At 58.7% G+C, this 11565-nt stretch carries 10 protein-coding genes; 4 read left to right on the forward strand and 6 right to left on the reverse strand.

Annotated features, from left to right (window positions below):
- Positions 1-2011, reverse strand: a 2011-nt coding sequence (locus ABRZ26_RS03930; RefSeq protein ID WP_319602960.1) for a type VI secretion system Vgr family protein, incomplete at its 3' end; no start/stop codon positions are given.
- A 493-nt stretch (positions 2012-2504) separates the two neighbouring features.
- A complete protein-coding gene (locus ABRZ26_RS03935) occupies positions 2505-3137 on the reverse strand; it encodes a TetR/AcrR family transcriptional regulator (RefSeq protein WP_319602961.1) in 633 nt (210 codons plus the stop codon).
- 527 nt (positions 3138-3664) lie between these two features.
- On the opposite strand from ABRZ26_RS03935, the gene otsB reads away from it, so the two are divergent.
- From otsB to crcB, 4 genes are all read left to right on the forward strand, one after another.
- The gene (gene otsB / locus ABRZ26_RS03940; RefSeq protein WP_413556116.1) at positions 3665-4465 is read left to right on the forward strand and encodes a trehalose-phosphatase; all 801 of its coding nucleotides are present in this window, start codon (positions 3665-3667) and stop codon (positions 4463-4465) included.
- Positions 4465-5889, forward strand: coding sequence for an alpha,alpha-trehalose-phosphate synthase (otsA, locus tag ABRZ26_RS03945; RefSeq protein WP_319602962.1), 1425 nt, complete (start codon positions 4465-4467; stop codon positions 5887-5889). The genes otsB and otsA overlap by 1 nt, the downstream gene beginning before the upstream one ends.
- Before the next feature lie 55 nt (positions 5890-5944).
- Entirely contained in the window at positions 5945-7600 is a 1656-nt protein-coding gene (locus tag ABRZ26_RS03950; protein ID WP_319602963.1) for an alpha,alpha-trehalase, read from the forward strand.
- Positions 7601-7809: 209 nt separating this feature from the next.
- Entirely contained in the window at positions 7810-8184 is a 375-nt protein-coding gene (gene crcB / locus ABRZ26_RS03955) for a fluoride efflux transporter CrcB (RefSeq protein WP_319602964.1), read from the forward strand.
- Here crcB and ABRZ26_RS03960 read toward each other — a convergent pair.
- The 4 genes from ABRZ26_RS03960 to ABRZ26_RS03975 all read right to left on the reverse strand — a co-directional run bounded on the left by ABRZ26_RS03960 (position 8181) and on the right by ABRZ26_RS03975 (position 11531).
- Entirely contained in the window at positions 8181-8876 is a 696-nt protein-coding gene (locus ABRZ26_RS03960; protein ID WP_319602965.1) for a glycosyltransferase, read from the reverse strand. The two genes, crcB and ABRZ26_RS03960, sit on opposite strands and share 4 nt — an antisense overlap.
- Complete coding sequence (locus ABRZ26_RS03965) at positions 8855-9424, reverse strand: DedA family protein (protein ID WP_319602966.1); 570 nt, start codon at positions 9422-9424, stop codon at positions 8855-8857. Before ABRZ26_RS03965 ends, ABRZ26_RS03960 begins: the two co-directional genes overlap by 22 nt.
- Positions 9425-9466: 42 nt before the next feature.
- Positions 9467-10579 (reverse strand): ceramide glucosyltransferase, encoded by a 1113-nt coding sequence (locus tag ABRZ26_RS03970; RefSeq protein ID WP_319602967.1) that lies wholly within the window; start codon positions 10577-10579, stop codon positions 9467-9469.
- Positions 10580-11012: 433 nt separating this feature from the next.
- Positions 11013-11531 carry a ClbS/DfsB family four-helix bundle protein gene (locus ABRZ26_RS03975; RefSeq protein WP_319602968.1) on the reverse strand — a complete coding sequence of 173 codons (519 nt, stop codon included), beginning with the start codon at positions 11529-11531 and terminating at the stop codon, positions 11013-11015.
- Positions 11532-11565 lie beyond the last annotated feature (34 nt).

An 11565-nucleotide genomic window follows, 5' to 3' on the forward strand; every position in this document is an offset into this window, starting at 1 on the left:
GCGCCTTCCCCGTACTGATGTCCACATCCTTTCTCGACACCAGCGACACGCTCTCCTCCCCCGACGAAATATGCACCTGCTTCGGACTCACCACCCCTATCCCTTCCGGACCGTGCATCAACACCCCTGCCTGCGCCAGTCCACTCAGACTTTGCACCAGCGCCGACTGGCTGCCGCTCTCCCCCTCTTCCGCCTTCGCTATCCCCGCACCCGACTGCAACGTCCTCGCCAGCGACAGCGCCTGCTCCAACTGCTCTATCGCCGCCGTCATATCCAGCGCCTCGCCCTGCGCGCCTGCCTGTTCGTCCGCGCTGATGAACAGCCCTTTCCCCGCCCGTATCGCGCCCCACTGGTCGGTGCGCAGCTCAAACCCTTCTCCCCGCTGCCGACGGGTACTGTCCACCAGGTGTCCCAGGTTCAGCTGCGACTTGCCGCCGTACTCGGTCGACAGCTTGATATGCTCTTTGCCCCGCTCGTCCTCCATCCGCAGCTTGTTGTTCGCCGGCGTGCGGATGACGTTGCGCTTGTTGTTCGCCTGCGTTACGTGGTCCGGGTGTCTGGAGTCGTGCAGCGCATACGCAATGTACGGCCGGTCCGGGTTGCCCTCCCCGAACGCTATCGCCACCTCCGTTCCCGCTATCAGCGGCAGGTGCATGCCGTAGGTGTCCCCGCTGTACGGCTTCGCCAGCCGCACCCACAGGCTTTCATAACCCGTCTTCCAGTTGTCCAGGTCGAAGTCGAACTTCACCCGGTAACGCCCCTGCTTGTCCAGATGCGCGTAAGCGTCGCCCTGCGTGATGCTCGTCACCCGCGCCGGCAGCGTTCCCGCTATCGTCGGCCGGGGCTCCGGCGTGGGACGAAAACCCACCGTCTCGCTGTACGGTATGCCGGTAAATGTCAGCGTATAGCTGCTGTCCCGCCGCGCCCCGGCGCTGACCGTGGTGATGAGCACCCCGCTGGCGAAGCTGTCCGGCGCCGCGCCGTCGATTTCCAGCATCTGCCCCGGCGTCAGCGTCGAGGCATTGCTCTCTCCGCGCAGCTGGTGTTGCTGGTTCAGCAGCCGCTCATGCCGCAGCCGCGCGTAGAAATTGCCCCCTTCCGCCGTCTCGCCTGACGACTCCTCGCCGCTTTCCCCGTCCAGCGTCAGGTAGTGGTCGCCGTAACGGTACACCTGACCGTAAGCACCCTCCCCGCCGCCGGTCACGTCCGCCTCGGTCTGCAAGCCCTCTCCCGCCTGCCGGTAGTTGTAATCCTTCACCCGCACCGACTGGCTGACCACCTGGTGCGTCGAGTTCAGCCCCCACACCGACTCCACCCCGTTGTCGTTCATCCCCGACGGGCTGCGCAGCGGCAATCGCACGTCAAACTGGTAGAACTGCTGGTCGTCGGCGAACACCACCACCTCCCGCTTCAGCCGCGCGTCCATCTCGAAGCGATACCAGATGCCCACCTCCGCCAGCAGCCGCTCGATAAACGCCCGGTCGCTCTCCTGCCACTGCATCACCTGCTCGCGTTGCGGGTAGCGGTTGCGCAGGCGGAACTCGAACTGCCAGCCTTCGAACTGATGCTGTTGGCGCAATATCTGCTCGACTATCTCCGGCACCGACTGATGCTGGTATATCGCCGGGCGACCGGCATTGCCCAGCAGCGCCAGATGCGGCTCCAGCGTCAGCCGGTAACGCACCTCGTCCGCCGAGGCCGACAGCCGCTGAAACTGCGTCACCACCCCATGCACCGCACGCGGCGGCGTGGCGTCAGGCAGCGTGATGCCGCCCAGCTGCCTGCCCGGCGGATTGAAGGTAAAGGAGGCGTCCTGCAACAGCATCTCGCCGGGGGCGATGTCGCGGCCGCTGGTAAAGGTTATCTGGTAGCAGTAGGTCTGGCTCAGCCCCTCGCTGGCGGTAAAGGACTCCACGTCCAGGTCGGCGCAGCCAAAGACGGACAGTTGATAACGGGCGAGCGTGGCGGTTAACGAAGAAAAAGACGAGGGTATGGCGTAATTGCGCTCCATGCGGTTTCCTTTTTATGTCCATTGAGAAATTTTATGGCGCGCATTATGCAGAAAATATGATCAGATCGGCAAGACATTTTCGGCAGGAAAGTTTAAAAAAATTAACTTAAAATCATATTGTTATAATTAAAATAATATCATTTATCATTATTTCAAAATAAAGAATTAAATAGCGCGCCGCGTTTCCCCGTTTTAATTGCAACGCATAGCGGTATTACGATTAAACGACCGATCGGCAAAGGGGCGTCGCGAGTGGGATTCCCCATCGCGATCCGCCCGGTCGTCGAAGGTAAAAGAGATAAATCAGGCTTGATGCGCCAGGGCCGGCAAATAATCAGCGGTTTCTTCGGCACGGAAGCAATGCGCCGTGAGATTCGGCAGCAGCGATCGAGGCGTTATAGCGTTCGAGGCGTTTTATTGAGAGGGCGTCGCTGGAAAGGCGTGTGGGGCGAATTCACCGGTCATGATGCCGGCGATCGCAGCATGCCGATAATTATTTTTTCGCGTCTTTGCGCGCCAACGCGCCGCTGAGAAACAGCTGGACGCCATTGTTGACCATCTGCTTGATTTTCGCGCGCGTGAAACGCGGCAGCTCGCGCTGATAGAGCAGCGCATCGGTTTCGGCTTTCACCAGCGCGGTAAACTGCATGGCCAGCAGCATCGGATCGCCGTCAATCAACTCTCCTTTTTGCACCGCCTCGGCCATCGTCTGGGCCAGCTGTTCCATACTTTGCCGAATGCCGGATTCGCGAAACAGGATCCCGATGTCCGAATGGCCAGCCTCGCCCACCACCACGCGGTAAATTTGCAGCGCCTGATTATCGCCGGTCAGAACCTGGAGCATGCGCTCGCCGAAACGGGTGAGTTTTTGTTCGATGGAAAGATCTTCACTGCCCGGTTTGGTCAGTTCGGCGGCGGCGTCCGCCAGAAAGCTGGCGCTGTAAGTACGCACCACTGTTTCAAATAATTCTTCTTTCGAGCTGAAATAGTTGTAAAGCGTCGCCTTGGAGCCGCCGACCCGCTTCGCCACTTCGTTCATTGACGCGCGCTCATACCCTATTTCCTGGAAAAGCTGCGAGGCCGCGGTAATGATGGCCTGTCGCCGTTCTTCTGTTAATGTTCTCATGCCGCCTCTTCGGGGTTGCCAAAATTCCTGTAGCGCAGAAAAATGGAATGTTAATAACTAAACAGTATGGTTTCCTGACCAAGTATGCCACAGTTGCCCTGTCAAGGCTAAGACGCCCTTCACACTACGGCGCGGCCGGCCCGCCGGCATTGTCGCCAAGGCGTTTCTCCCCGGCTGATGAATCGCATGCGCAATACGATAGTCTGGAAAAATACCCAGCAGCGTCTACACTAAATTGCAATGGTGTTCACAGTCAGGTTGAGGTTATTGGGTTATACATGCTCGTTTGCAGAGCGAATTATCAACGATTTTAGTTAACATAAACGGTGTTACCCCGCTCATTCGCCGCCTGTTTTGTTATGCGGCGAATTTCCTCCTCTACCGTGGCATCAGACACTCCTCGCGCGATTGCGATTCATGAACTTTACGGGTGACGCGCCCACCGCGGCGGCGTGACGACAGCTCACGCAGACCATGCGGTTTGCGCGCCCGTGCAGTGAGAACACTAAGCAGACAGGAGAACGCGTTTGACCACCATTGCAACGGACAACACGACGCCGCACGCACGCCCTCTGCCCGTTCCCGACGGCAGACGCTGCGCTTTCTTTTTCGATGTCGACGGCACGCTGGCGGAAATCCGGCCGCAGCCGGACGCCGTTACCCTTCCTTCCTCGGTTCGCGCCGATTTGCAGGCGCTCTCCGCAGTCTGCCGCGGCGCGCTGGCGCTGGTATCGGGCCGCCCCATCGAACAGCTCGACAAACTGACCGCGCCGCTCAAACTGCCGCTGGCCGGCGTACATGGCGCCGAACGACGCGACGGCGCGGGCAACCTGCACCGCGTCGCGCTGCCGCTGGACGTGGAGGTTCCCCTGCGACACATGCTGGAACATGGAATGCGCACGATGCCGGGCGCCTTGCTGGAAGCCAAAGGCATGGCTTTCGCCCTGCACTATCGCCAGGCGATGCCGTATCGACAACGGATATTAGCGCTGGCGGAATCCGCCGTGGCGCGCTTTCCTCTACTTACGCTGCAACCCGGCAAATGCGTGGTGGAGATAAAACCGCGCGGCGCGGATAAAGGCGCGGCGATTCACGCTTTTATGCGGGAAGCGCCCTTCAGCGGCCGCATGCCGGTTTTTGTCGGCGACGACCTGACGGATGAGCAAGGATTTCAGGCGGTAAACGCCATGCAGGGCATTTCCGTCAAGGTCGGAGACGGTTCAGGCCATGCCCGCTACCGTCTCGCACAGGTAGCGGACGTTCACCGCTGGCTTGAACAGATCCTATTACAACGACAGCAAGATAACGTCGGTAAGGAGTTAAGGTGATGAGTCGTCTGATTGTCGTATCTAACCGTATCGCTAATCCCGATAAATCGAAGTCCAGCGCCGGCGGGTTGGCCGTAGGCATTCTGGATGCGCTGAAAACCACCGGGGGATTGTGGTTTGGCTGGAATGGAGAAATAAGTGAAATATCCGGCGAAGATGAGGATGATCTGAATTTGCAGGAAATGGACGGCATCACTTATGCCTCGGTTCCGCTTAATCAAAACGATTACGATCTTTATTACTGTCAGTTTTCCAACGCCGTCATCTGGCCGGCATTCCATTATCGTATCGATCTGGTGCAATTTCAGCGTGAAGCCTGGGAGGGTTACTGTCGGGTCAATGCGCTGCTGGCGAAGCGGCTACAGCCGTTGATTAAGCCAGACGATACTCTGTGGATCCATGACTATCATTTACTGCCGTTCGCCGCCGCGCTGCGCAAACTCGGCGTGAATAACCGCATCGGCTTCTTCCTGCATATCCCTTTTCCTACCCCGGAAATTTTCAATGCGCTGCCCACCCATCAGGATCTGCTGAAAATGTTGTGCGCATACGATCTGCTCGGATTCCAAACGGAAAACGACCGGATGGCGTTCCTCGACAACCTCGGCCAGTTGACGGCGTTGCAGCCGATCGGGGCAAAGACCCATCGCGCTTTCGACCATACGTTTATGACGGAAGTCTATCCGATAGGCATCGCGCCGGACAGCATTCAGGAAATGGCGGCCGGCCCGCTGCCGCCCAAAATCGCCGTGATGAAAAACGAGCTGGGCGATGCGCAAAACATCATTTCCTGCGAACGGCTGGATTACACCAAAGGCCTGCCGGAACGTTTCCTGGCGTATGAAGCCTTGCTGGAGCACTACCCGCAGCATCGCGGCAAGGTTCGCTATTCGCAAATCGCCCCGACCTCGCGCGGGGATGTGCCGGCCTATCAGGATCTCCGCCATCAGTTGGAGATGGAGGTCGGCAGAATCAACGGCAAATACGGCTCGCTGAACAGCACGCCGCTCTATTACCTCAACCAGCATTTCGATCGCCGGCTGCTGATGAAAATATTTCGTCTGGCGGATGTCGGGCTGGTCACGCCGCTGCGCGACGGCATGAACCTGGTGGCGAAAGAGTATGTGGCAGCGCAGGACCCGGACGATCCCGGCGTGCTGGTGCTGTCGCGCTTTGCCGGCGCGGCCAATGAGATGACCGCCGCGTTCATCGTCAACCCGTACGATCGCGACGACGTCGCGGCGGCGCTGAATAAGGCGCTGACCATGCCGCGCGCCGAGCGGGTCTCCCGTTACAACGACCTGATGGCGCTGCTGCGCAAAAACGATATCGCGAATTGGTGCGAAAGTTATCTGAAAGATCTGCGCGCCATCGCGCCGCATAGCGCCGGGTCCGACGCTATCGCCAATGAGACGACGTTATAACGACGACCTGGTGTCAGCCGGCGTCATAGATAATCTATGCTGAGGTTTGTCGCACATGTTCAACTCGAAATCACAGGCTGCCGAACCCGTGGAATCCGGCAGCGACGAAAATCGCATCTCAGAAATCGAACCTTTTGAATTAATATTGGATAAAATGCTCGAGGCGGAGCCGGAACCGGAAATGATCGAAGGCTTGCCGCCTTCCGATGCGTTAACGCCCGCCGATCGTTATCTGGAGTTGTTCGCACACGTTCAGTCTTCGCGTATTTTCGCCGACAGCAAAACTTTTCCCGACTGCGCGCCCAAAATCGATCCGCTGGATATTCTCATCCGCTACCGCCGGGTGAGAAAGCACCCCGCCTTCGACCTGAAGCAGTTCATCAAGGCGCACTTCTGGCTGCCGGAAAGCCAGGGCAACGACTACATCTCCGATCCGCGGCACTCTCTCAAAGAGCATATCGATAATCTGTGGAGCGTGTTGACGCGCGAACCGCAGGACCACATTCCCTGGTCGTCGTTGTTGCCGCTGCCGCAGGCCTATATCGTGCCGGGCGGACGCTTCGGCGAGACCTACTACTGGGACTCCTATTTCACCATGCTGGGGTTGGCGGAGAGCGGACGCAACGATCTGCTGCGTTGTATGGCGGATAATTTCGCCTGGATGATTGAAACCTACGGACACATCCCCAACGGCAACCGCACCTATTATCTCAGCCGCTCGCAACCGCCGGTATTCGCGCTGATGGTGGAACTGTTCGAAGAAGACGGCGTGCGCGGCGCTCGCCGTTATCTGACGCACCTGTTGCAGGAGTATGCTTTCTGGATGGACGGCGCCGAATCGCTGGCGCTGAATCAGGCCTATCGCCACGTAGTGCGGATGCCGGACGGCACGCTGCTGAACCGCTATTGGGACGACAGAGACACCCCGCGCGACGAATCCTGGCTGGAGGATGTGGAAACCGCGCGACATTCCGGCCGTCCGGCGAATGAGGTTTACCGGGATCTGCGGGCAGGCGCCGCCTCCGGGTGGGACTACTCCTCGCGCTGGCTGCGTGATGCGCATCGTCTCGCCAGTATTCGCACCACCCAGTTTATCCCGGTGGATCTCAACGCGTTTCTTTACAAGCTGGAGAGCGTCATCGCCAATATCTCCGTTCTGCAAGGAGACAAAGAGACGGAGGCGCTATTTCGCCGGAAAGCGGAAGCGCGGCGCGCGGCCGTGACCCGCTACCTGTGGGATGAAGAAGCCGGCGGTTTTCGCGATTACGACTGGCATCGCCAGCAGATGGCGCTCTTTTCCGCCGCCAGCATCGTGCCGCTTTATGTGGGGCTCGCCACCCATGAACAGGCCGCCAGGCTGGCGGAGACGGTGCGCGCGCGGCTGCTCACGCCGGGCGGGCTGATGACCACCGAGTACGAAACCAATGAACAGTGGGATAAACCCAACGGCTGGGCGCCGCTGCAATGGATGGCCATTCAAGGTTTTAAAATGTACGGCCATGACGCGCTGGGCGATGAAATCGCCCGTAACTGGCTAAAAACGGTGAATATCTTTTACCGGCAGCACCACAAGCTGATTGAAAAATATCATATCGCCGACGGCACGCCGCTCGAAGGCCGCGGGGGCGAATACCCGCTTCAGGATGGCTTCGGCTGGACCAACGGCGTGGTGCGTCGGCTGATCGGCCTGTACGGCGAGACGTTCGAATAACGTAGCGCGAAAGCCGAGCACGCCTGGCGCGGCTTTCGCGCCGGGCTTCCCTGCGCGGCATGGGTGACATAAAATACCCCTTCGTCGCTGGTTCCACGCCCATATCGTACACCCCTGAAAACCGCTTTTCCGGCCGGATGGATGTTTCGCTAATGGAGAAACCGGCAAGAAGCGCAAAAGCGTTAAGGTGAAAATGGTATGAGGGGAACATGGTAAAATCGCTTTTCGCCGTGATTATCGGCGGCTCCGCAGGGTGCGTTATCCGCTGGCTACTGTCCGTTCGCTTAAACAGCCTGTTTCCGAACCTGCCGCCCGGGACGCTGATCGTCAATCTGCTGGGCGGTTTGATCATCGGCGCCGCGCTGGCCTATTTCCTGCGGCAACCGCAACTCGATCCCGCCTGGAAACTGCTGATCACCACGGGACTGTGCGGCGGAATGACCACCTTTTCCACCTTCTCCGCCGAGCTATTTTCCCTGCTGCAATCCGGCAACTATGCGTGGGCCGTGACCTCGGTTTTAGTGCATGTTCTGGGCTCGCTGCTGATGACCGCCGTCGGTTTCTTTCTCGTCACGCTGCTTTAGCGGCGCCGACGCCAAAGCGAATAAATTTGGCGCAGCGCCTGACATAGGCTGATGGTGCGAAAAATATCGCGCATCATTGACACATCGGCGCGCAGGCCGCGCAGCCATCCCATTTTCGTCGCTTTATAGGGACTGCTGACGCGGGGCCACCTCACCACCTTCAGCCGGATATCCTCGTCGATCCAAAGAGTATTGAGCCAGACCTCAAGCCCGAAATGCGGCAAATCCCGTAATGCCTGTAAACGGGTCTCGACCAGCGCACGGGCGAAAACGCGCTCGCCGGAAATGTAATCCAGGCCGATCGCCCGCCAGACCAGCGGACTGTTGCCGCGTAAGCTGAGGGTGGCGTCGGCCTGACCCAATTTAACCGGTTGTATCAGCGCGGTGATATCGTAAGCCGTCAGCCCGACAAGATCGGCGTCGAGCAACAGCAAATGGCTGCCGGCGGCGGCGGCCACGCCTTCGGCGACGGCGCGGCTTTTGCCCTGATTATGCGGCAGCCGGATGACTTGCACGCCGTCACGCTGCGCCACGCCGGCGGTATCGTCGCCGGAGTGATCGTCGACGACGATAATTTCGGCCAGCAACGGATGCCCGGCGACCGCATCAAGCACGGCGCCGATACGCCGGGCCTCGTTATAGGCGGGGATGATGCAACTGAACGTCGCCGCTATTTGCTCCGCTTCAGCCACACCATCCCTCCGGCAAGCAGCAACACCAGCAAGACTAACGAGGTCACGGCGATCCAGTCGTCCACCTGCGCGGCGAAATGGCCGAAAGCGTAGCCGATGGCGACAAAGAAAAGGCTTTTCGGAATGGTGGCCAGCGTGTTGTAAAACAGGAACGGGCGCAGGCGCATGCGGGCCATCCCGGCCGCCAGCAGGACGGCGGCGCCGGCGGAATGGGTGAGCTTGCCGAACGCCAGTATTTTCCCGCCCCGGGTTTCAAAATTGCTGCCCATTTTCTGCAATCTGGCCTGACTAAGTCCGAAGCGGCTTAACCAGCGCGGCGGGACGCCATCCGCCTTGATGGCCCAGCGTCCCAGCGCATAAAACCCGAGATCGCCCACCAGATCGGCCAGGATGACGACGATGCAGACCGCCGTCAGATTAAAATAGTCAAGACGCGCCAGATAAGCGGCGATCACCGTGACGATCGGCCCCTCCAGCACGGCCAGCGGCGTCAGCAACAGCAGGCCGTGTTGGGCTATCAACCCTTCGATAGTTTGCAACTCAAACATCAGATTACCGTCTCTTTACTTATCACGCGGCGGCTGCTCCACTCACGATTGCCCGCTGCTTACCACGTTGCCTCGCCAGACGATACTGCGCCCGAACCAGCACCCTAACCACAGCGCGGGCAACAGGATATCGCGAATCAACATCGCCAGCACATCGCGCGGCCGATGCGGCCAGCCCAGCAAACGCGCCATGCCCCACTCCGCGCCGTACCACAACACTAGCAGAACAGGCGGCCAAATCCAGGATATTATCCCCGCGGCGGCCAGCCAGAGGGCGCAGCCTAACGCCGGCAGCGAGCCCAGCACTATCTCCGGAATAAATAACGCCAAAAAGCCGAAACGCCGGATACGCGCCCAGCGCAACTGCCGGTCCCAAACCGCGGCGAAGCTGCGCCGGCCAATCGGTTGAGGATAAGGCCGGGGCGGCAGGCGAACCTTCAGCCCCGCGCCGCGCACCAGTTTGGTTGATGCCACATCCTCGGCCAGTTCGTTCCCCAGCGCGATCAAACCGCCGCCTTTTTCCAGCACATCGCGCCGCCAGAATAACGTCTTGCCCTGAGCGAAGCCCTGTCCGGCGATGTCGGCCAGGAACTGCCAGCGCGCCTGATGCGTATTCAGCATGGCCGCCTCGACCGCCCCCCACAGGTTTTCCGGCCGGATCCCGACCGCGGGCGAGCTGACGAGCCCGGTTCGGTCGTCGGCGGAGGAAATCAGCGAACGCAGATAATCGGCGGGCAGCAACAGATTGCTGTCCGACATCGCCAGCCAACTGGCGCTGCTGGCCTGCCAGGCCTTGTACAGATTGTTAATCTTCGGATTGCCGCTCACTTTGTCATCGCCGATGAGCAATCGCACCGACCGTTCGGGGTATTCGCCGATCAGTTTTTCCACCAGCGGGATCACCGGGTCTTGCCGGGAAGCCACGCAAAAGAGGATTTCGTAATCGGGGTAATCTTGCAGAAAACAAGAGCGCAGCGTCTCTTCTTCAAACCGATCCTGTCCGCACAGCGGACGGGCCAGCGTAATAAACGGATAGGCGCGGACGGATGTTTTCACCGGACGCCGCAATCGCCACAGCGCCAGACAGAGGGAGATAAACTGAATGGCCGTCAGAATGGAGCAAATTGCGACAAGCGTAACGTTTATCACTGTCATGCAAGGCTATTCCCACTCAGTTTGGCGCCGAACGGCCGACGGTATCGCAGCCGCGGGAAAAGGTATGAGAGCACAAAACCTCGGTATCGCCGATCAATTTCTAGACAAACACAGGGTGACATAGCGTCCTCCGGAAAATAGCGCCAATTTACAGGCAGTAACCTTTGTGCCGATAACAACCGTGTGGCTTGCCGGGCATAATTGTCGATTCAGGTCTGTCTTTAAGCTTAGCCGCTCTACAGCCTTTACACGTTATATACCCGACATCTTTCAATTTTTTGACTTAATTGGCCGCCGATCGCCGCCATCCGTCGGCGATTTATTCTGGAGAATTTTTCTTAACAGAATCTTAAGACGCTGAGCGGGCCGAGGTTCCTCGTAGTGCGGAGGTCGACGTCCGCAATCAAGGCGCAAGCGGATGTTCAGGGAAGCATCACTTTAATTTGAACTGACGCTCTTTCGCCCACTTCCTTAATCTGCCGCAGGCATTGGCGTAAGGCGACGAGGTATTAAATGAAATCATTCGGCCCATGGTCCACTTGCCGTACCATGATTTTCCATACAGCTCTTCATCGCTACGCGCCGCGATAAGTTCGACGATGCGGTTTTTTTCCGCTTTCAGGGCTTCGATGCGCTGCGCGTAATCTGATTTTTCGAAGTCCGCATAAAACTTTTGCGCCAGCAGACCGAGCTGATTCCACTTGTAGCCTGTTTCGGGGAAGTCTACCGGTTGGCCGCTTTCGTCTCGCGTAATCCACTTTACAACCAGTTTATTCCAGCCCAGTAAATAGGAAACGAGATCGCCGACGCTCATTATGGTGTCTTTAGCATGTCCCGGCATTGACTTACCCTCCGCGAGCGCCGGCGGAATAATATCGAGATAGCCGATTAATTTATTGAAAGTTTTATCAATTTCAGAAAGCAATTCAGTTTTGGTTTGCGGTACGGCCACAAGAACTCCCTCTCAGTTGATGAAAAGAGGCGCC

It is taken from the genome of Brenneria sp. L4-2C (assembly GCF_040240335.1).
GTDB lineage: Bacteria > Pseudomonadota > Gammaproteobacteria > Enterobacterales > Enterobacteriaceae > Brenneria.

Bases quoted from the DNA above. Each gene is read 5' to 3' on its own strand.
- ABRZ26_RS03970 (WP_319602967.1), bottom strand. From the start codon at position 10,579: ATGACAGTGATAAACGTTACGCTTGTCGCAATTTGCTCCATTCTGACG.
- ABRZ26_RS03950 (WP_319602963.1), top strand. From the start codon at position 5,945: ATGTTCAACTCGAAATCACAGGCTGCCGAACCCGTGGAATCCGGCAGC.
- ABRZ26_RS03965 (WP_319602966.1), bottom strand. From the start codon at position 9,424: ATGTTTGAGTTGCAAACTATCGAAGGGTTGATAGCCCAACACGGCCTG.
- crcB (WP_319602964.1), top strand. From the start codon at position 7,810: ATGGTAAAATCGCTTTTCGCCGTGATTATCGGCGGCTCCGCAGGGTGC.
- ABRZ26_RS03935 (WP_319602961.1), bottom strand. From the start codon at position 3,137: ATGAGAACATTAACAGAAGAACGGCGACAGGCCATCATTACCGCGGCC.
- otsA (WP_319602962.1), top strand. From the start codon at position 4,465: ATGAGTCGTCTGATTGTCGTATCTAACCGTATCGCTAATCCCGATAAA.